Below are 19,294 nucleotides of genomic sequence, written 5' to 3'. Positions count from 1 at the left end.
GACCGTTCTTTCGTTCAGATGTGGGAATCCACGATGGCCGGTTCGACCGCGCCCGGTTCGGTGGCGGTTTCCGGCTTGACCGCTTTGCGGCGGTTCCACGGGCGGACGCCGAGGGTGATGACGAGCAGGGTCAGGGCCGCGTACACGGCGGACCCGATGAAGGCCGCGTGGACGCCCTCGGTGAGGATCTGCCGGGTCGCCTCGACCGGGTTCGTCGTACTCGGGGTGGCGTTGCGGCTGGCCGTACCGAAGACGGTGACCAGGATGCCGAGGCCGAGCGCGCCGCCGACCTGCTGCAGGACGTTGAGCAGCCCCGAGGCGGCACCCGCGTCCTCCGGCTTCACCCCGGCCAGCGCGCGGCCGGTGAGCGGGATGAAGATCAGGCCGGCACCGGTCCCGAAGAGGAGCAGCGGGCCGACCACGCCCCCGAGGTAGCTGCTGTCGACGGTCGCGCGGGTCAGCCAGAGCATGCCGAGCAGGACGAAGATCCCGCCCGCGATCATCATCCGGCCGTTGTCGAGCCGGCCGACCAGGCGCGGCACGATCCGGGACGAGGCGAACAGCAGACCGGTCATCGGCAGGAAGGCCAGACCGGCGGCCAGCGGGCTGAACGCGAGCACGCCCTGCAGGTACTGGGTCAGGAAGAAGAACATCCCGAACATCGTCCCGACCATCAGCAGCATGGTCAGGTACGCCGCGACCCGGTCGGTGTCGCGGAACAGCCGCAGCGGCACGATCGGGTGGCTCACCCGGCGCTCGATCAGCACGAACGCGACCAGCAGGACCAGGCCGGCGGCGAACGCCACCAGCACCTCGGTCGAACCCCAGCCCGCCTCGGCGACACGGATGAAGCCGTAGACCAGGGCGGTGATCCCGAGCGTCGAGGTGAGCGCGCCGGCCACGTCGAACCGGCCCTGCTCGGGCGCGGTCTCGCTGAGCACGACGCGGGCCGCGAGCACCAGCGCGATCCCGATCGGGACGTTGATGAACAGGCCCCAGCGCCACGACACCCAGTCGGTCAGCATGCCGCCGACCACCAGGCCGACACTCGCGCCGCCGGACGAGACCAGGCTGTAGAGCCCGAGCGCCTTCATCCGCTCCGGCCCTTCCTTGAAGGTGAGCATCAGCAGCGTGAGCGCCGCCGGTGCGGCGATCGCGCCGCCGATCCCTTGCAGAACCCGGGCGGCGAGCAGCAGTTCGGCGTTCGGGGCGAGACCGCCGAGCAGGGACGCGGCGGTGAAGACGGAGACGCCGGCGACGAAGACGCGGCGGCGGCCGAGCAGGTCGCCGGCCCGCGCGCCGAGCAGCAGCAGACCGCCGAAGGCGAGCGCGTACGCGTTCTGGACCCAGGACAGGTTCGCCGGGCTGAAGTCGAGCGCGTGCTGGATCTTGGGCATCGCGATGTTCACCACGGTGCCGTCGAGGATCACCATCAACTGGGTGATGAGGATGACCGCGAGGACGACGCCCGGCCGTCGTGCGGGCGTGCCGGACCCGGCGCCGGACGGCGCCACGGAGGTGGACGACATATGAGAACTTGCTCCTTACCCCGGAGGGGCTAGAGTGGTGACAGCGGAAAAGTGGAGCGCTCCTCCGGATACGATACGGAGGGTTCCTCCGCTTTTTCAAGCGGTTTTCCGAGGAGGTTTGCGATGAGTTCGTCGGCTGCGCCCGGCCCGGCGGCCCTGCCGGACCTGCGCCCGACCCGAGCCGACGCGAGGCGGAACTACGACCTGCTGGTCACCGCCGCGCGGGAGGCGTTCGCCGAGCACGGCACCGGGACCTCGCTGGAGGAGATCGCGCGCCGGGCCGGCGTCGGCATCGGCACGCTGTACCGCCGCTTCCCGAACCGGACCGCGCTCCTCGAGGCCGTCTACGTGGACGAGATCCAGTCCGTCTGCGACCGCGCGTACGAGTTCCACCAGGAGCTGGACCCGTTCGAGGCGCTGGCCGCGTGGATCCGCAGCTTCGTCACCTACAACGTGTCGAAGAAGAGCCTGGCCTCCGAGCTGACCGCGGCGCTCGGCAAGGACTCCGAATTCTTCGCGGTCTGCAAACTCAACGTCCGGGACGCCGGGGAGCTGCTGCTGGGCCGGGCCAAGGAGGCCGGCGTGGTGCGCGAGGAGTTGGAGCTGGTGGACGTACTGCGGCTGGCCGGCGGCATCACGATGCTGCCGGACCTCGATCCCGACCAGGCGTACCGGCTGCTCGACATCGTCCTGGCCGGGCTCCGTCCGAACCCGGCCGCCTCGGCCTGACCGTCAGCCGCGGTCGGTCTCCAGCAGGTACTCCGCGAGCGCCTGCCGCCAGTCGCGCATCCGGACGCCGGCCGCCTCCAGCGCGGACAGGTCGAGCGCGCTGTTCGACGGCCGCGGCGCGATGTTGGTCTTGCCCGCGCTGTACTCCTCGGAGCTGATCGGGCGGACCTTGCAGCTCGAGTTCTCCAGGATCGCGGCCGCGAAGTCCGCCCACGACACCACGTCGCCGTCGCCGGTCGCGTGGTACGTGCCGGACGGCGCACCGCTGTCCAGCAGGCCGATCAGCGCCGCCGCCAGGTCCACCGTGTACGTCGGCCGCCCGTACTGGTCGCCGACCACGGTGAGCTCGTCCCGGTCGGCGCCGACCCGCAGCATCGTCCGGACGAAGTTCGGCCCGTCGCCGAAGACCCAGCTGGTCCGGACCACGTAGTACGTCGGGGCGAGCCGGGCCGCGAGTTCGCCGGCCGCCTTGGTGATGCCGTAGACGCCCTGCGGGTCGATCCGCTGGTCGACGGCGAGGAATCCGTCCGCGCTGTCGAACACGTAGTCGGTGCTCACGTGGACCAGCGGGATCCCGAGCCGGCGCGCGTGCCAGGCCAGGTTCGCCACGCCGGTCGCGTTCACGTCCCAGGCGGACAGGGTGTGCTCGGCGTCCTCGGCCTTGTCGACCGCGGTCCAGGCGGCGGCGTTGACGATCGCCGTGATCCCGGTCCAGTCGAAGGCGTCCAGCGCGGGCCGCGAGGTGATGTCGAGCTCGGCCGAGGTGACCAGGCGGGCGTCCGGGAGCCGGCCGCCGAGCGCCTTGCCGAGCTGGCCGCCGGCTCCGGTGACGAGGACGGCCATCAGTCGTCCCAGTCCGGCCGGATCGGGTCGACGGCTTCGAGCAGCGGGTGCCCGGCGTCCTTGTCGCTGTAGATGAGCTGCTCCTTCGGGAACGGCCACGGCACGTTCAGCTGCGGGTCGAACAGGTTCACCAGGGTGTACTTCGCGTCCGGTGACCAGTGCGCGTTCACCAGGTAGTTGTAGACCGTGTTCGGCTCCAGCGTGCAGAACGAGTTGCCGCAACCGCGCGGGACGTACAGGCCCTGGTTCGGCGTCAGCTCGAACGTCTCCAGCCGGCCGAAGCTCGGGCCCTCGCGCAGGTCGACGATCGCGGTGAACACCTTGCCGAACGCGGGCGAGATGTACTTGTCCCACGGCTCGGCGTGGATCCCGCGGACGACGCCGGCCTCGGCGTTGTACGAGACGTTGTTCTGCACGATCTCCAGCCGGGGCAGGCCGAGCTTCTCCAGCTTCTCCCGCTGGTAACTCTCCTTGAACCAGCCGCGACCGTCGTCGAACACCTGCAGTTCGACGAGCAGCACACCCGGGATCGTGGTCTCGGTGACGGTCGGTCCGGTCATCATCCTGCCTCGGGGAACTCGTAGACGGCGGCGTATCCGTTGCGGAACCGTTCCTTGGCGAACGGTTCGAGGGTCTTCGCGTGCGGACGGGTGAAGTCGACCATGATCCAGCGCACGCCGAGGTCCCGCAGTTGCTGGGCCTTGGCGGCGTCCGGCTGGGCCACGAACGAGTCGTTCAGCTCCAGGATCTCCGGCTTCCAGTAGTCGACCGTGATCGAGTCGCGGCCGTTCGGTCCGCGCCGGTTCGCCTCGACGGTCGGCGTCCAGGCCTCGACCAGCATCTGCCGCTCGGAGAAAGCGCCGACCACGAAGCGGCGGCTGTCGCACTTCTTCGGCGCGATCGGGGTGGTGCAGTGCCGGTTCGTCATCACCACGTCGTTGACGTCGGAGTGGTCCCGGATCCACCGGGCCGCCTCGATCTGGTCCTTGCCGACCGCCAGGTACGCGGTCGCCTTGACCGGCTTGAGCGGCGGGACCGGCAGCGCCTCGATCTGGGTTCGGGTCACCGAAGTGACCCCGGCGGCCAGGACGGCGACCGTCATCGCGGCGAAGAACGCGGTGAACCGCTGCCGTGGCGTCACGAACCAGGCGATCGCGCCGGCGACCAGCAGCACCGCGAGGCCGACGACGATCATCTTGGTGGCGTGGATCAGGCCGCCGTGGTTCGGCACGATCACCCCGATCGTCCAGATCGGCAGCAGCAGCAGGAACGGGCCGAGCACCAGGCCGATCAGGGTGGCCCGCCACCACCGGCTCTGCAGCTTGTCGACCATGGTGACCAGACCGACCGCGGACCCGATCGCCAGCAGCGGGCCGGCGGTGCGGGCGAAGTAGTACTGGCTCGAGCCCGGGTGGGCGAAGACGGCGACCGCGGCCGCCCCGGCGAATCCGGCGCCGAGCAGCAGCCAGGTGACCGGGTCACGCCGGCCTTCCGAGGTGGTCAGCCGCCAGAGCAACCCGGTCCCGCGGGCCAGGATGCCGAGGACCGCGACGATCGACGAGAACGCCATCGTGGTCGTGGTCAGCTCGCCGACCCGGGTGATCGCGGGGGTCGCCATCGCGGCGTCGTGGAACTGGACGTGCAGACCGGAGTCCGAGCCCTGGAAGACGACCACCAGCGCGAGGATCAACGCGCCCGCGCAGAGCACCCCGTCCAGGATCAGGCCCTTCAACCGGGACCGGTCGAACAGCGCCATCGCGACGAAGGCCATCCCGACCCCGGCCACCACCAGCGGCATCGTCGAGCCCTTGGTGCCGGACGCGGCGAGCGCGAGCAGCGGGATCAGCAGCAGACCGAGCCGGCCCATCTGGTTGCGCCAGCGGAACACCAGCAGGATCACGATCGCGATCAGCAGCGGTACCGACGGGGCCAGGCTCGGCGAGAGCGGCGACATCGGGTAGCCGAGCGTCGACATGCCGAACAGGTTCAGCTCGGAGCCGGCGATGCAGAGCAGGGCGGCGACCGGACCGGTCCACGGCTTGCCGGTGATCCGGACCGCGGCGATGGCGACGACGAGCACGATCGCCAGCGGCATCAGGGCCGGCATGAACCGGAACAGCACCTCGTCCAGGCCGGTGCCCGAGACTGTCGCCACCTGGGCGATCCACGCGTGGCTGAACCAGTGGTACGCCATCGGGGCGTTCTCGACCCAGGGGAAGCTGGTCGGTCCGCGGTGCTGCAGCTGGCCGGACAGCGCCAGGTGCAGGTACGCGTCGATATAAGGGGCCCGGAAACCGCTCGTCCAGGTCAGCGGCTCACGGTGGTAGTACTGGTGCAGATCCTGCACGCCGTACAGCGCGGTCGCTGCCACCGCAGGCATCCACCACAACGGCACCGCCGTGGTCCGCACTCGGCGAATCCGCGCGCGACTGCGCGGGACGGCCAGTAGGAGAACAGCCAACGCCAGCGGAAGCGCGGCGGAAAGCCATTTCTGCTGGGTCAGGCCGGCCACGATCTGGGCGCCGATCGCCAGCATGAAGCCGATGGCGAGGCCCATCATCACGTCCTCGATCCACCAGCCCCGGTTCGGCCGGACGGCCCGCCAGAGCAACACGCCCGGGAACAACTGGGTCACCACCAGTCCCAGCAGCGCCATCACCGCGGCGCTCGCCGGCAGATCCGCCTGCACCGCCGTGCCCAGGAAGAAGGCAGTGGCGGCCAGCAGGACCAACGCGCTGAAACCGGTGGAGAACCACCGGCCGAACCGCCCGTCGGTACTCTTGTCCGGAGGTGCCGTCTTCGCAGCGGACGACATCTCGGCGGTCTGTGACATCAGGCTCCTAACAAACGGGCATTACGCACAGTGCACGGGCCGGGGCGCGGCGGCCGGGTCGGGCAGCAGCATAGCCCCGTCGCGAGGGCAGACCCACGCGGTCAGGGCGCGGATAACCCGGAGCGCTGGTAGGGTGACCCGCTGATGCGCGCACGGCGCACGCTTCCGAGGAGAGCTATCTTGTCCGACGATCCCCTCGCCCAAGCCTCGCAGGACGGCGAGCCGGACGGCACGTACGTGTCGAACTACTTCGAAACACGTCTGGCGCACAACGCGAACCGGACCAAGATCTGGCAGCACCTCTGCAACTACCTGCAGAGATGGGTCCGCACGGACGCCGAGGTCCTCGAGCTCGGCGCCGGCTGGTGCGACTTCTCCAACAACGTGAAGGCCAAGCGCGTCGTCGCGATGGACCTCGACAGCACGGTGGACCGCGCCGCCGCCGCGCACGTCGAGCCGGTGGTCGGTGACTGCACCGACCTGGGCAAGTTCGAGGACGGCACCTTCGACGTGGTGTTCGCCTCCAACCTGCTCGAGCACCTGTACCGGGATGCCTCGGACCGGCTGCTCTCGGAAGCCAAGCGGGTCCTGCGTCCCGGTGGCCGGCTGATCCTGATGCAGCCGAACTTCCGGCTGAACCCGGGCCGGTACTTCGACGACTTCACCCACGTCTCGATCTTCACCGACCAGTCGCTGCAGGACTACCTGGTCGCCGAAGGCTGGAAGATCGACGCGGTGAAGCCGAAGTTCATGCCTTTGACGCTGAAGTCCAAGGGCGGCAACCTGACCTTCGTGGTGCCCTGGTACCTGCGCTCCCCGATCAAGCCGCTGGCCGGGCAGATGCTCGTCGTCGCGTCCCGCTGACAGACTCGCCGGTCAAACCGATAGGTGCAGAAACGTGTTCAACGGTAAAACACTGTCCGTGGTCCTTCCGACCTACAACGAGAAGGACAGCATCGCCGACGTCATCCGCCGGTTCGACAAGCTCGGTGTGGTCGACGACATCCTGGTGATCAACAACAACGCCGCGGAGGGCACCTCGGAGGAGGTCGCCAGTACCAACGCGCGGGAGATCATCGAGACCCGGCAGGGCTACGGCGCCGCGATCCAGCGTGGGCTGCGCGAGGTCGACACCGACCTGGTCTGCGTCTGCGAGCCGGACGGCACGTTCAACCCCGAGGACCTGCTGAAGCTGCTGTCGTTCTCGGCCGAGTGCGACGTCGTGGTGGGGTCCCGGACCGTCTCGAACTTCATCTGGGACGGCGCCAACATGGGCTGGTTCCTGCAGTTCGGCAACTGGGCGGTGGCCAAGTTCCTCGAGGTGCTGTTCAACACCGCCTCGATGAGCGACGTCGGCTGCACCTTCCGGGTGATCACCCGCGAGCACGTCCAGACCATCCTGGACCGCTCCACGCTGCCCGGTTCGGCGTACGGCCTGGAGATGCTGCTGATCTCCGTGGTCACCCGGGCCCGGATGGTGCAGATCCCGGTGAACTACCACGCCCGCGTCGGCGTCTCGTCGGTCACCGGCGACTTCGGCAAGACCGTCACGCTCGGCCTGGAGATGATCCGGCTGGTGCTCAAGACCCGGCTGAAGACGATCGGCCGCCGGCCCCGTCCGGCGCCGGCCCGCGTCGCGGCCTGATCCACTGCTTCGGCGAAGCGGCGTGAGTCCCCCGGACTCACGCCGCTTTGTCATGCTGGGTGAGGACCGATGAGCGAGCAGGTGACCGAGCAGGGCCGCGCCCGGCTGTTGCCGTTGTACGCGGCGGGTTTCGTCACGGCCTTCGGGGCGCACAGTGTGGCGGCCAGCCTCGGCGGCTTCACCGGCGAACAGCACGCCTCGCTGCTCACGCTCGGCCTGATCCTGGCCGTGTACGACGGGGCCGAGGTGCTGCTGAAGCCGGTGTTCGGATCGCTGGCGGACCGGATCGGGCCGCGGCCGGTCCTGCTCGGCGGGCTGATCGCGTTCGCGCTCGCCTCGATCGCGTTCGTCCCGTCGGGTGATCCCGCCTTGGTGTTCCTCGCGCGCCTCGGTCAGGGCGCAGCCGCAGCAGCGTTCTCCCCGGCCGCAGGCGCCCTCGTCGCCCGGCTGACGCCCCGTACCGGACACGGTCGCGCCTTCGGCGGATACGGCGCCTGGAAGGGACTCGGGTACACGCTCGGCCCGGTGATCGGCGGCGTCCTGATCACGCTCGGCGGGTACTCCCTGCTGTTCGCGACGCTCGGCGGTCTGGCTCTCCTGGTCGCGGTCTGGGCCGCGATCGCGGTGCCCACGGTCGAGCCGTTGCCACGGAAACGGCAGACCATCGTGGACCTGGCCCGTCAGCTCGGTACAGGCGGATTCCTGCGGCCGACGGCGACCTTGGCCGGGGCCACCGCGGCGCTGGCCGTCGGGGTCGGCTTCCTCCCGGTCGCGGGCGCGCGGGACGGGCTCGGGCCGGTCGTCACCGGCGCGCTAGTTTCGTTGCTTGCGGCAACCGCTGCGCTGGTACAGCCGATCGCGGGCAGGCTTCGGGACGCGGGCCGGCTGGGCGACCGGCTCGGGATGGCCGGTGGATTGACGGTGACCGCGGCCGGGATGGTCAGCGCGGCCGCGATCCCCACCCTGGTAGGGATCGCGCTCGCCGCGGTCCTGGTCGGGCTGGGGACCGGGGTGGCGACGCCGATCGGGTTCGCGCATCTCGCCGCGCACACCGCGCCGGAGCGCCTCGGCCGGACGATGGGTGCCGCCGAGGTCGGCCGGGAGTTGGGCGACGCGGGTGGGCCGTTGCTGGTGGGCGGCCTGGCTGTGGCGACCACGCTGGCCTTCGGGCTTGCCGGTCTCGCGGTGGTGCTGGTCCTCATCGCGGCCACAGTCGCCGCGACCCGGAGCACGGACTCAGCGTGAGACCGGGCGGTGCGGGTGGAGCTGGGCCAGCTCGGCGGCGGTGAGACCTGCGTGCCAGCCGGCGCCGTTGGTGATCCGGGTCCGGCGGGTCACCGTTTGCGGGAACAGCTTGGTGAACAAGGCGTCCACCTGCTCCTCGCGCTTGCTGAGCACGGGCAACAGCCGATCCCGGTCGGCCTCGGAGAGCGCCGCTTCGGTGGTCGTCTCGGTGACCGCCTCCAGGCGTTCGCCGATGCGCTGGGCGTACGCCATCAGGAAGGACTGCCGGAACGACCTGGTCCGGGACTCGCCGCGATGACCGAAGTGTTTGCCCGCGGCAAGCATTGCGCGATTCGCCTGGACCAGCAGGGAAGTCGCGAGCAGCTCGGTCAGTTGCAGGTCCAGCTCGGCGCCGACGACGGTGACCACGGCGAGCGCGTCCATGCTGACCGTGCGGCAGCGGTTGGCGGACGCGACCGCGCCGACGAGCTGCGCCTTCGCCGACACGTACGGGGTCTCCACCCAGATCCGGCGCGCTCCTGAGTCGTCGGGCAGTTCGGGCCCGGCCTCGACCAGGGTGCGGTCGAGGGAGAACTTCGCCATCAGCTCCTGCGCCTTCCCCGACAGCGCCTCCGCCTCCTCGGGGAACTCGGTCGCCTCCGCCTTCGCGAGCAGCCCGCGGATCCGGGCCAGCATCTTGCCGTCGACGGCGGATCCCGCGCGCTTCGCGGTCCGAGCTGCCGAGCCGGGGAGCGGGAAGATCCGGGCCAGGCCGGGCAGGGTCCACAGGAAGCGGGCGAGCTCGACCGTCAGGTGCAGCGCGAGGTACCGGCCGAGGCGCTGACCCGCCGACCACTGGGTCAGCTCGAACGCCGGGAACGGCCGGGTGATCCCGACGTCGGTGAGCTGGTCCTTCCAGCGCGGGTCGACCAGGGCGGCCTTGTAGGCGCGGTGTTCGGCAGCGATCACGGCGAGCAGCAGCGGCTCCGCGCCGGACTCCAGCTGCCGCCGAGCGTGCTGGACCACGTCCGCCGGGGCCCAGCCGCGCTCCCAGGCCGACCGGACCAGCTGGGTCAGGAACTCGGTGACCCCCTGGTCCACCAGCGCGGGACCGGACTCGTCGAACTGCCCGAGCTTGGCGAGGTACGGATCGACGTCCGCAGCGGTCACCGCCTCCCGCAGCAGCCGCAGGATCTCCGTTTCACTCACACGTCCCAGTCTCCCAGGTTCACGAAATCCGGGTCGGCGGTTGTCCACAGCGGCCGAGTGGGCTTCCTCAAGGCGTAGGGCTCTGCGAGGGTTGTGGATAGGCACCATCGCCCGAGGGGACGAGCACGTAGGGTGATGGCTCGACTCCGGGGAGGACGTCATGACACAGCTGGCAGGGAGTGCGCTCGACGACTTACGCGAGCAGGTGGCCGGACCGGTTCTCGCGCCCGGTGAGAGCGGGTACGACGAGGCGCGGCGGATCTGGAACGCCGCGGTCGACCGGCGGCCGGGGGCGATCGCGCGCTGTACGAGCGCGGCGGATGTGAGCGCCGCGGTGCGGTACGCGGCCCGGCACGGGCTGGAGATCTCGGTCCGCGGCGGCGCCCATTCGCCCGCCGGGACCGCGGTGCTGGACGACGGGTTGATGATCGACCTCAGTCTGCTGAACCACGTCACGGTGGATCCGGAGGCGAAGCGGGCCCGCGTCGGCGGCGGCGCGTTGCTCGGGCAGCTGGACGCGGCGACGCAGGCCCACGGGCTAGCCGTGCCGGCCGGCATGGTCAGCCATACCGGCGTCGGCGGGCTCACGCTCGGTGGCGGGATGGGGTGGCTGACCCGCAAGGCCGGGATGAGCATCGACAACCTCGTGTCCGCCGAGGTGGTCACCGCGGCCGGTGACATCCTGCGGGTCTCGGACGACGACCATGCCGACCTGTTCTGGGCGATCCGCGGTGGCGGCGGGAACTTCGGCGTCGTCACCGAGTTCGAGTTCCGGCTGCACGAGGTGGGTCCGCTGGTGCAGTGGGCGATCCTCTTCTACGGCCTGGACCAGGGGGCCGCGATGTTCCGGCTGGCCGAGGAGCTGGTGCCGGAGCTGCCGCAGGACGTGAACGTGGTGGTCGCCGCGCTGAACGCACCACCCGCGCCGTTCGTGCCGGAGCACCTGCAGATGCAGCCGGGGTACGCGTTGCTGATCACCGGGTTCGGGTCGGCCGAGGTGCACGAGGAGGTGGTCGCGCGGTTCGCGGCGGAGCTCACCCCGTTGTTCGACTTCGCCACCCCGATGCCGTACACAGCCCTGCAGCAGCTGATCGACGAGGCGAACGCGTGGGGCCACTTCGCCTACGACAAGGGCAGCTACCTGGAGAGCCTGTCGACCGACGCGATCGACGTCTTGACCGAGTGGTTCCCGCGGAAGACCTCGCCGGGATCGGTGGTGCTCCTCTACCGGCTGGACCACGCGTACTCCGCGGTCGACGAAGACGCCACGGCCTTCGGGGGTGGACGGTCACCGCGGTGGGCGGTGTTCATGATCGCGGTCTGCCAGACGCCCGAAGAACTCGCCGCGGACCGCGGCTGGGTACGGAACCTGTGGACCTCGCTGCAACCCCACACGGCCGGCGTCGGCAGCTACGTCAACGCGATGAGCGAGTCCGAGGCCAACCGGGTGCAGGCGGCGTACGGGCCGAAGTACGAGCGGCTGGCGCGGATCAAGGCGGAGTACGACCCGGACAACCTGTTCCGCCGGAACGCGAACATCGCCCCTGCCTGAGCGATCAGGGCTGAGCGATCAGGGCTGAGCCATCAGGGCTGGACCGAGGGCGCGAGGCTGGGACGGGCGACGGTCGGGGCCAGGGCGATCGTGACGATCAACCGCCTGACCTCGTCGGCCTCGGCCGGTTCGAGCTGAAGGGTGCGCCAGACCCCGGCGAAGTCGGGCGGCACGTCGAGACCGTGGACGGGCCACCAGGCCAGCATCGGGAGGTCGGCGAGCTTGCAGAGGCACTCGGCGCGGGTCCAGCGTTCCCAGAACCGGTCCGGCCCGAACCGGCGGACGAGCGGAGCGGGGATCACCTGGTCGGCGTACTCGGCGTCGATGGCGACCGACCAGCCGGCCGGCGGGACGCCGTACCAGCCGACGGCGCGGAAGTCGGGCAGGTGCGCCCGGGTGATCGCGTCGGCGACGTCCGCGGCCGAGCCGACCCGGAGGTGGGACTCGGCCGCGTCGAGCAGGTCAGATTCCGGCCGCGCCATCGACGACGATGACCTGGCCGTTGATGTTCGTGTCGTCCACCAGCAGCATCCGGACCACCGGGACGACCTCTTCCGGCTCGGTCAGGTGACCGGTCGGGGTACGCCGGACGATCTGCTCCAGCTGGGTCTGGCCGAGCACCGCGGACATCTCCGAGGCGAAGAAGCCGGGGGCGACCGAGTTCGCCAGGACGCGGCCGCCGAGCTCGCGGGCCAGCGAGCGGGTCGCCGCGTCCATGCCGCCCTTGGTGGCCGAGTACGCGACCAGGCCGGGGTAGCCGCGCTGGGCGCAGATCGAGGTGATGTTGACGATCCGGCCCTTCAGCCCCTTCGCCATCATCCGGCGCAGCACGTACCGGGTCAGCACCAGCGGCGCGGTCAGGTTCGTGTGGATGATCGCGGCGATCTGGTCGGCCGAGGTGTGGACGTGCAGCGAGTCCTGACCGATGGCGGCGTTGTTGACGATGCCGTCGATCGGGCCGAGCTTGCCCTCGACCTCCTTGACGAACGCCTGGCCGGCCTTCTCGTCGGTCAGGTCGACCGAGCCGACGTGGACCTGGTCGGGGTACTTCTCGGCCAGCGCCGTCATCTCCGGCGTCACCGTCCGGGCGAACGCGGCCACCTTCACGCCCTGGTCGACCAGGTCGGTCACGATGGCCAGCCCGAGGCCACGGGAACCGCCGGACACCAGGACGACCTTCGACGGCGGCACCAGGTTGAGGTCAGACATCGCTTTTCAGGGTCTCCTTCTGCGGGATCTCGGCCAGGAAGCGGATCCGGCGCGGGACGCCGTAGTCCGGCAGCCTGTTCGTGCACCACTGCACCAGGTCGGCGTCGGTGATCGGGCCGAGCTCGGGGTTCGCGACCACCTCGGCCGCGACCATCCGGCCGACCAGCGGGGCCTTGCGGGCGAACACCCGGGCCCACGCGACGGCGGGATGCGCCATCAGCACGTTGCGGACCAGGCCGGCCGACACCTTCGAGCCGCCGACGTTGATCTCGTCGGTGTCCAGCCGCCCGGTGATCAGCACCCGGTCGTCGACGAACTCGACCCGGTCGCCGGTCCGGACGGCACCGTCCAGGCCGGCGCCGTGGTGCGGTGAGGCGATCACCAGCTCGTCGCCGTCGACGGACAGCAGCGGGCGCTCGGACTCCGGGTCCGGTACGCGGTCCAGCCAGGCCTTCGGGAAGCCGGCCTTACCGTCGTGCACGACGATCGAGGCGCCGACCTCGGAGGAGGCGTAGATCCAGGAGATCCGGGCCTGCGGGAAGATCTCCTTCAGCCGGTCCAGGATGGCCTGGTCGACCGGCTCACCGCCGAGCGTGATCTGCTCCAGCGGGACCTTCGCGAGGGCCTCGGTGTCGCGGTAGATCGTCTGCCGCCAGAACGTCGGCGTACCCGACGCCGCGGTGACGCCGTGCTCGGCGGCGATCAGCGGCCAGGTCTCCAGCTCGGACGGCTCGATCACCACCAGGCCCTGGTCGGCCTGGGTCAGCGAGAGCGTCACGACCTGCCACCAGGCGTACGTGCCCGGGGAGTACGGGACCAGCCAGGTGCGCGGCTGCTGTTGCCCGCGAACCGTGGTGAGGGTCTCCAGGGTGTGGCCGATCCGCTTGGGCCGGCCGGTCGAACCGGACGTGAGCAGCCAGACCCGGCCGGACTCCTCCACCCGCTTGAGCTTCGCGGGGGTGACGGAGTGTTCGTCGTCCTTCGCGATCACCACGGCGAACCCGGACTCGCCGAGCTCCTCGCGCATGCTCGGGTCCACCCGGGACGAGGTGGCGACCAGCAGCTCGGTGCCGTGCACGGCGTGATGCCGGACAGCGGCCAGCGCGTCCGCACCGTTGTCGACCAGGACAGCGGCGGGCGACGGCAGCTGCGGCAGCTTGTGCAGCGTCCGCCAGGTCAGCGTCTTGCCCCCGACGACGACGCGGTTGTCGTCCCCGATCAGGGCGGTCGTCCGGCGCTGCGTGGTCACGCCGACTGGAGCTGCTCGATGAAGTCCAGGACGTCGCCGACCTTGGCGATCTGACGAAGACCGGGAGCGTCGAAGTTCAGCTCGTCACCGATCTCGTCCTCGACCCGCAGGGCCAGCTCGCTGAAGTCCAGGGACCGGAAGCCGATCTCCCGCAGGTCGGCGCTGTCGTCGCTCGGCAGCTCCTTGCCCTGCGCCTTCATCACCTCGCCCATCAGGTCCCGGATCTGGGCGCGCGTCAACTCACTCATGGCCCCAGAGCCTAGCGGCTGCGCCCATCCAGGCACGATTCGCGCCCACCTCCCCGTGGCCCACCTCACGTCCGGCGTCGTCGATCACTGGTTGGTGTCCAGGACTTGTTCGTCGGGGTGGGAACGGTCGCTGCCTGGGCGGAGGCGGTTTATGCCGGTGCGGAGGCGGCGGAGGCGGTCGCGGATTTCCCAGCCGAGCAGGGCGATGAGCGGAGTCGCGGCTGCGAGGGCGGCGGCGAGGAGTTCTTCGACGGGTAGGCCGCCGATGTGCTGTGCGGGCATGCTGCCTCCCGGTGACCGGACCGGTGGATTCGCCTACTCAGGGTAAACGGAGCGGACCACGGGGTAAACGGTTCAGGTGCGCAGACTCCGGACGCCGATTACCTTAAGGCCTGCAATTGCCATGGGGGTCTGCAACCTTTCGCTGCTCACAGCCCTCTTCCGTGGAAAAGGGACCGGGAGGGACGACGAGTGAGCCGATCAAGAAGCGCGACCACGGTGGCCGCCCTGGCGAGTCTGCCGGTGCTGCCGCTCGGTTGGTACGCCGGCCTGCAGGCGCACCCGGCGTGGATCCCAGCGGCGTACTTCGGCTATCTGCTCGTCGTGATCGCGATTCCCGGGACGATGCTCTGGCGTCGCCTCACCGGCGGCACCGGGTGGTTCGCGGTCGACGCCGTGCTGGGGACGTTGTTCGGGCTGGCCTGCGAGGTGGTCCTCTATCCCCTCGGCCGCTGGCTCGACATCCCGCAGATCGCGCTGGTCCTCCCCGCGTTGGCGCTCGGTCTGTTCCTCGCCCTTCCCCGGGTCCGTCGACGGGACCAGCCGACTCCGTGGTGGGCGGTCGCCGGGGTGATGCTGTCGGTCGGAGTCGTGGCCGCGTGGTTCGTCCGGGTCGGGTCCCGGCTCATCCCGCTCGACGGCCCGGCCGCGCTCCGGCCGAACTCGGACTCGCCCTTCCAGCTCTCCCTCGCCGCGGAGCTGACGCACCACTTTCCGCCGCAGGTCCCGTACGTCGCGGGTGAGCCGCTCACGTACCACTGGATGGCGTACAACCACATCGCCTCGGCGCACTGGATCACCGGGATCGAGCTGGACGTACTCACCCAGCGCGTTGTCCCGTTCGCGTTCCTGCTGCTCACCACGTTGGGCGCCGCCGCGGTCGGCATGGTGCTCACCGGTCGCGCGGTCGCCGCACCGATCGCGGCCGGGCTGACCGTCCTCGCCGGTGACCTCGCGCCGTGGTCGTGGGCCGTGACGCACACGCTGTACCACGACAACCCGCTGTCGATGGGCCAGATGATCAGCCCGACCCAGGCGTTCTCGACGGTGATCATGCTGCCGTTGATCGCGGTGACCGCCCTGCTGCTCCGCCGGGAGCCACCGCAGTCCAAACGCCGGCTCGCCGGGCTGTTCGGAGTCGCGGCGATCCTGATCACGGTGCTCTCGATCAGCAAGGCGACCGCGCTGCCGGTGTACGCGGCCGGGATCGCGGCGGCCTGGGTCTACCTGACCGTCAAGGCCAGAAGGCTGAACCTGCGGGCCCTGGTCCTCGGTCTCCTCGTCGGCGCGACGTACACGGTCAACTTCCTCTTCGTCCTGCGCGGCGCCCGGCACGGGATCGAGCTCGAGCCGGGCGAGACGTTCCGCAGCATGCTGGCCGGGATGCTGGTCGGGATCGACCCGTCGGTCCGGTCAGGTCCGGTGGTGCTCGGGATCGTGGCCGGCGCGGTCCTGATCGGCTGGCTGATGCCGGGACTGGGTGCGCTGCTGATCCGAAGGCGGCTGCCGCGTGATCCGATGGTGGTGATGCTGCTGGCCGGACTGGTCGGCGCGATCGGTGCCGCGAGCGTGCTTTACCACTTCAGCCAGGCCCAGGTCTTCTTCGCCCGGACCGCCTTCGTCTACGGGATTCTGCTCGCCGCCTGGGGTCTGTCCTCGCTGGAGCGACGGCAGTACTTCGCGGTGGTACCCGCTGTCGCGCTCGGCGTCGGGGCGATCTACCTCGGCCGGGCCCGGACCGACGGCCTGATCCGCGACTGCCGCGACACCGCCTGCCTGGAAAGGCTGTTCGCCGAACCACTGGCCGTCGCGTTGATCGTCGTGGCCGGTGGCGTCGTCGTGCTCGGCATCATGATCCGCGGTTCCCGGCGGACCTGGGCCGTGCTCGCCGTGGCCGCGTTGCTCGGCCTCACCGTCGCTCCCACGGTGACCAGCCTGCGGAGGCTCGCGCTCCCGCCGCAGACGACGTACGACTCGATCGCGCCGGGCGGGATCGAGGCGGCCCGGTTCATCCGGCGGCAGTCCGGTCCGAACGACCTGATCGCGACGAACATCCACTGCCACAAGCCGACCGGGCCGCGGTGCCACAGCGGCTCGTTCTGGATCCCCGGGTACGCCGAGCGCCGCGTCCTCGTCCAGGGCTGGGCGTACACCGCCAAGGCGAACGACGTGCACACCTCGACCGAGGCCCTCTACGGACCCTTCTGGGACCAGGAGAAGCTCCGCCTCAACGACGAGGCGTTCACCGCGCCGACCCGGAAAGGCCTGGACACCCTGCGCACGCAGTACGGGGTGCACTGGCTGCTCGCCGACGAACGGGTCGACGCGGTACCGGACCAGCTCGGGCGGCTGGCCGAACTACGGTTCCGGTCCGGGACGGTTCGCGTGTACCAGCTGTACCCGCCCCGGACCCAGCAGCCGTCGGCCGAGACGCCTTAGCTCACCGCGGGGAGGCGGACGCTCTCGTTCCACGTCCGGTCGAGCGCGCTCACGAAGTACACGTAACGGTGGCCCTTCTCGGCCGTGGTGTCGACGTACTTCTGCAGACCGCCCGTGGTTCGCACCGTCGTGAGCAGGTTGCGCGCGTCGTTGTCCGGGCACCAGTCGCCACCGGTGAGGTCACGCCGGTAGATCGCGTACGACGTGGTGTCGGCGGAGGTGGCCCGCCACCGCAGCTCGACCCCGGTACTCGCCTTGGTCGCGCGGAGTGCGTGCACGGGCAACGGCGGACGCGCGTCGAGCGACGGCATCGCCGGGACCAGAGCGGGCCGCGTGTACCAGGTGTTGTTGAGCAACGTGGTCGCGCCGAGACGGTCGGCGCGGACGTCCTTGGCGGAGAAGTAGATGTCGCCCTTCACCTCGGGAATCGTGCTGTTGAAGGCCAGGTGGTCACTCAGCTCGGCCGGGTCGGACCAGTCCGGCGACTGCGTCGAGGTGCCGACCTTGTACGTCGCCTGGCCGATGTAGAGGTGCACGTCGGTCCCGCGGACCTGCTCGGCCCACCACGGCACCAGCTTGTTGTAGTCGGCCGCGGCGAATCCGCCCGCCCAGTACACCTGCGGCACGATGTAGTCGATCCACTCCTCGCGCACCCACTTCCGGGTGTCCGCGGCGAGGTCGTCGTACGTCTGCACGCCCGCGGTGGTGTCCGAGCCGAGCGGGTCGGTGGCCTTGTTCCGCCAGACCGCGAACGGGGAGATGCCGAACTTCACCCACGGCTTCGCGCCCTTGATCCGCTGCTGCAGTTCCTGGATCAGCAGGTCGATGTTGTTCCGCCGCCAGTCCGCCACGGTCGGGAAGCCGGCCCCGTACTCCGCGTACTCGGCCGCGTCGTCGAACACCTGGCCTGCCACCGGGTACGGGTAGAAGTAGTCGTCGAAGTGGACGCCGTCGATGTCGTATCGGGAGACCGCGTCCATGATCGCGTCCTCGACCAGCTTGCGGGCGGCCGGGATCCCCGGGTTGTAGTACAGCTTGCCGCCGTACGTGACGACCCAGTCCGGGTGCTGGCGGGCCGGGTGCTCCGGGACGAGCGCGTTGATGTCGGTGCCCATCGACAGCCGGTACGGGTTGAACCAGGCGTGCAACTCGAGGTTCCGCTTGTGCGCCTCGGCGACCGCGAACGCGAGCGGGTCGTAGCCCGGGTCACCACCCTGCACGCCGGTCAGGTACCGCGACCACGGCTCGACGGTGGACGGCCAGAACGCGTCCGCAGTCGGCCGGACCTGCAGGACCACCGCGTTGTGCCGCTGCCGGACCGCGTCGTCGAGCCAGCCGATCAGCTCGGCCTGCTGCTGCGCCGCGGACAGCCCGGTCCGGGACGGCCAGTCGATGTTCACCACCGACGACACCCAGGACGCCCGGAACTGCCGCAGCGGCGTCTTCGCGTCCGGCTGACAGGCCGCCGGTTGGGCAGCAGGTTGAGCGCCCGGTTCGCGCGGCCCGGCAGCCGCCGTCCCGGGAAGGGTGGCCAGCAACAGGCCGGCCGCGGCTCCGAGCACACCGGCGATCCGCCAGACGTTCATGTCACTCTCCGACTGGTCTAGGGGCGAGGTTCGAAAAATAGTCACATACCCACGGCCGGACAGAAAGTGCTGTGGGCGATTCGGATCCCGGATCGGGCCATGCGGTTCCGGTCTGGCCACCGGATCGCTGCCGGCCGGGCCCAGCCGGTACCGTGGTGGCCGATCCAACCGGTAGATCATCACGAGAGGGCGGGACAGGTGCTGCGCACGGCCACAGACGGCGACGTCGACCTCATCCGGAGCCTGCGCAACCAGCAGCCGAACCGCGACGTCAGCGTCAACTCGCACGAGATCACCCCCGACGAGCACGCCGGCTGGTGGGCGAAGGCGAGCGTGGACCCGTCGAAGCGGATCCTGATCTACGAGCGCGACGGCGTCGTCGCCGGCGTGGTCACCTTCTTCGACCTCGCCCTGGACGGCGAGCCGAAAACCGGTGAGTGGGGCTTCTACCTGGACGCCGAGGGGCTGGCCGAGCGCGGCGAGACGCTGCCGGCCTGGATCGCGGTGATGAAGGAGGCGACCTCGTACGCCTTCGACGAGCTCGGCCTGGACGACCTGTACGGCGAGGTGCTCGAGCACAACACCGTGGTCCGGCAGATGAACCGGCGGTTCCGGTTCACCGAGGGCGAGCCGCAGACCCGGACGGCGGACGGGCGTGAGATCACCGTGCTGCCGATCCACCTGAACAAGAGCAACCGGCGTCAGCCGAAGGGAAACTGA

At 70.2% G+C, this 19,294-nt stretch carries 18 protein-coding genes; 7 read left to right on the top strand and 11 right to left on the bottom strand.

The window, feature by feature from the left end:
* Window positions 1–14: 14 nt before the first annotated feature.
* Window positions 15–1,529 (bottom strand): MFS transporter, encoded by a 1,515-nt coding sequence (locus tag FB561_RS10875; protein WP_145805646.1) that lies wholly within the window; start codon window positions 1,527–1,529, stop codon window positions 15–17.
* A 123-nt stretch (window positions 1,530–1,652) separates the two neighbouring features.
* On the opposite strand from FB561_RS10875, the gene FB561_RS10870 reads away from it, so the two are divergent.
* Window positions 1,653–2,258: a TetR/AcrR family transcriptional regulator gene (locus FB561_RS10870; RefSeq protein WP_145805644.1), complete on the top strand. Its 606-nt coding sequence runs from the start codon at window positions 1,653–1,655 to the stop codon at window positions 2,256–2,258.
* Window positions 2,259–2,261: 3 nt separating this feature from the next.
* On the opposite strand, the gene rfbD is transcribed toward FB561_RS10870, so the two are convergent.
* Genes rfbD through FB561_RS10855 form a run of 3 tightly spaced genes read right to left on the bottom strand, consistent with a single transcriptional unit; the run spans window position 2,262 to window position 5,934 of the window.
* On the bottom strand, window positions 2,262–3,101 hold the full coding sequence (gene rfbD / locus FB561_RS38570) for a dTDP-4-dehydrorhamnose reductase (protein ID WP_145805642.1): 840 nt from the start codon (window positions 3,099–3,101) through the stop codon (window positions 2,262–2,264).
* On the bottom strand, window positions 3,101–3,661 hold the full coding sequence (locus tag FB561_RS38565; protein ID WP_145805640.1) for a dTDP-4-dehydrorhamnose 3,5-epimerase family protein: 561 nt from the start codon (window positions 3,659–3,661) through the stop codon (window positions 3,101–3,103). The genes rfbD and FB561_RS38565 overlap by 1 nt, the downstream gene beginning before the upstream one ends.
* Window positions 3,661–5,934: a hypothetical protein gene (locus tag FB561_RS10855; protein ID WP_145805638.1), complete on the bottom strand. Its 2,274-nt coding sequence runs from the start codon at window positions 5,932–5,934 to the stop codon at window positions 3,661–3,663. Before FB561_RS10855 ends, FB561_RS38565 begins: the two co-directional genes overlap by 1 nt.
* A 180-nt stretch (window positions 5,935–6,114) precedes the next feature.
* Between FB561_RS10855 and FB561_RS10850 the strand changes: the two genes are divergently transcribed.
* From FB561_RS10850 to FB561_RS10840, 3 genes are all read left to right on the top strand, one after another.
* Window positions 6,115–6,798: a class I SAM-dependent methyltransferase gene (locus tag FB561_RS10850; protein WP_145805636.1), complete on the top strand. Its 684-nt coding sequence runs from the start codon at window positions 6,115–6,117 to the stop codon at window positions 6,796–6,798.
* Between the two features lie 58 nt (window positions 6,799–6,856).
* The gene (locus FB561_RS10845; RefSeq protein ID WP_238334760.1) at window positions 6,857–7,579 is read left to right on the top strand and encodes a glycosyltransferase family 2 protein; all 723 of its coding nucleotides are present in this window, start codon (window positions 6,857–6,859) and stop codon (window positions 7,577–7,579) included.
* 69 nt (window positions 7,580–7,648) lie between these two features.
* Window positions 7,649–8,824 carry an MFS transporter gene (locus FB561_RS10840; protein ID WP_145805632.1) on the top strand — a complete coding sequence of 392 codons (1,176 nt, stop codon included), beginning with the start codon at window positions 7,649–7,651 and terminating at the stop codon, window positions 8,822–8,824.
* Here FB561_RS10840 and FB561_RS10835 read toward each other — a convergent pair.
* The gene (locus FB561_RS10835; RefSeq protein WP_238334759.1) at window positions 8,816–10,012 is read right to left on the bottom strand and encodes a DUF2786 domain-containing protein; all 1,197 of its coding nucleotides are present in this window, start codon (window positions 10,010–10,012) and stop codon (window positions 8,816–8,818) included. The two genes, FB561_RS10840 and FB561_RS10835, sit on opposite strands and share 9 nt — an antisense overlap.
* Window positions 10,013–10,172: 160 nt before the next feature.
* Between FB561_RS10835 and FB561_RS10830 the strand changes: the two genes are divergently transcribed.
* Window positions 10,173–11,564, top strand: a complete 1,392-nt coding sequence (locus FB561_RS10830; protein WP_145805630.1) for an FAD-binding oxidoreductase — start codon at window positions 10,173–10,175, stop codon at window positions 11,562–11,564.
* 32 nt (window positions 11,565–11,596) lie between these two features.
* Here the strand turns inward: FB561_RS10830 and FB561_RS10825 are convergent, their stop codons facing one another.
* From FB561_RS10825 to FB561_RS10805, 5 genes are all read right to left on the bottom strand, one after another.
* Window positions 11,597–12,046 carry a hypothetical protein gene (locus tag FB561_RS10825; RefSeq protein ID WP_145805628.1) on the bottom strand — a complete coding sequence of 150 codons (450 nt, stop codon included), beginning with the start codon at window positions 12,044–12,046 and terminating at the stop codon, window positions 11,597–11,599.
* A complete protein-coding gene (locus tag FB561_RS10820) occupies window positions 12,027–12,773 on the bottom strand; it encodes an SDR family NAD(P)-dependent oxidoreductase (protein WP_145805626.1) in 747 nt (248 codons plus the stop codon). Before FB561_RS10820 ends, FB561_RS10825 begins: the two co-directional genes overlap by 20 nt.
* Entirely contained in the window at window positions 12,766–14,022 is a 1,257-nt protein-coding gene (locus tag FB561_RS10815) for an AMP-binding protein (protein ID WP_145805624.1), read from the bottom strand. The genes FB561_RS10820 and FB561_RS10815 overlap by 8 nt, the downstream gene beginning before the upstream one ends.
* Window positions 14,019–14,270, bottom strand: coding sequence for an acyl carrier protein (locus FB561_RS10810; RefSeq protein WP_012918196.1), 252 nt, complete (start codon window positions 14,268–14,270; stop codon window positions 14,019–14,021). Before FB561_RS10810 ends, FB561_RS10815 begins: the two co-directional genes overlap by 4 nt.
* A gap of 84 nt (window positions 14,271–14,354) precedes the next feature.
* Window positions 14,355–14,552, bottom strand: coding sequence for a hypothetical protein (locus FB561_RS10805; protein WP_145805621.1), 198 nt, complete (start codon window positions 14,550–14,552; stop codon window positions 14,355–14,357).
* Between the two features lie 189 nt (window positions 14,553–14,741).
* On the opposite strand from FB561_RS10805, the gene FB561_RS10800 reads away from it, so the two are divergent.
* Window positions 14,742–16,988, top strand: coding sequence for a hypothetical protein (locus FB561_RS10800; RefSeq protein ID WP_145805619.1), 2,247 nt, complete (start codon window positions 14,742–14,744; stop codon window positions 16,986–16,988).
* On the opposite strand, the gene FB561_RS10795 is transcribed toward FB561_RS10800, so the two are convergent.
* Window positions 16,985–18,574: a glycoside hydrolase family 10-like protein gene (locus FB561_RS10795; RefSeq protein ID WP_145805616.1), complete on the bottom strand. Its 1,590-nt coding sequence runs from the start codon at window positions 18,572–18,574 to the stop codon at window positions 16,985–16,987. The genes FB561_RS10800 and FB561_RS10795 overlap by 4 nt on opposite strands.
* A 198-nt stretch (window positions 18,575–18,772) precedes the next feature.
* Here FB561_RS10795 and FB561_RS10790 point away from each other — a divergent pair, with 198 nt between their 5' ends.
* Window positions 18,773–19,294 carry a GNAT family N-acetyltransferase gene (locus FB561_RS10790; protein ID WP_145805614.1) on the top strand — a complete coding sequence of 174 codons (522 nt, stop codon included), beginning with the start codon at window positions 18,773–18,775 and terminating at the stop codon, window positions 19,292–19,294.

The sequence above is a fragment of the Kribbella amoyensis genome, assembly GCF_007828865.1.
Taxonomy (GTDB): Bacteria; Actinomycetota; Actinomycetes; order Propionibacteriales; family Kribbellaceae; genus Kribbella; species Kribbella amoyensis.
Note: the sequence above shows the minus strand (reverse complement) of the source record. Positions and strands in the feature narration are given on the sequence as shown.

Bases quoted from the DNA above. Each gene is read 5' to 3' on its own strand.
- FB561_RS10840 (WP_145805632.1), top strand. From the start codon at position 7,649: ATGAGCGAGCAGGTGACCGAGCAGGGCCGCGCCCGGCTGTTGCCGTTG.
- FB561_RS10825 (WP_145805628.1), bottom strand. From the start codon at position 12,046: ATGGCGCGGCCGGAATCTGACCTGCTCGACGCGGCCGAGTCCCACCTC.
- FB561_RS10855 (WP_145805638.1), bottom strand. From the start codon at position 5,934: ATGTCACAGACCGCCGAGATGTCGTCCGCTGCGAAGACGGCACCTCCG.
- FB561_RS10870 (WP_145805644.1), top strand. From the start codon at position 1,653: ATGAGTTCGTCGGCTGCGCCCGGCCCGGCGGCCCTGCCGGACCTGCGC.
- FB561_RS10805 (WP_145805621.1), bottom strand. From the start codon at position 14,552: ATGCCCGCACAGCACATCGGCGGCCTACCCGTCGAAGAACTCCTCGCC.
- FB561_RS10795 (WP_145805616.1), bottom strand. From the start codon at position 18,574: ATGAACGTCTGGCGGATCGCCGGTGTGCTCGGAGCCGCGGCCGGCCTG.
- FB561_RS10820 (WP_145805626.1), bottom strand. From the start codon at position 12,773: ATGTCTGACCTCAACCTGGTGCCGCCGTCGAAGGTCGTCCTGGTGTCC.
- FB561_RS38565 (WP_145805640.1), bottom strand. From the start codon at position 3,661: ATGACCGGACCGACCGTCACCGAGACCACGATCCCGGGTGTGCTGCTC.
- rfbD (WP_145805642.1), bottom strand. From the start codon at position 3,101: ATGGCCGTCCTCGTCACCGGAGCCGGCGGCCAGCTCGGCAAGGCGCTC.
- FB561_RS10875 (WP_145805646.1), bottom strand. From the start codon at position 1,529: ATGTCGTCCACCTCCGTGGCGCCGTCCGGCGCCGGGTCCGGCACGCCC.
- FB561_RS10830 (WP_145805630.1), top strand. From the start codon at position 10,173: ATGACACAGCTGGCAGGGAGTGCGCTCGACGACTTACGCGAGCAGGTG.
- FB561_RS10810 (WP_012918196.1), bottom strand. From the start codon at position 14,270: ATGAGTGAGTTGACGCGCGCCCAGATCCGGGACCTGATGGGCGAGGTG.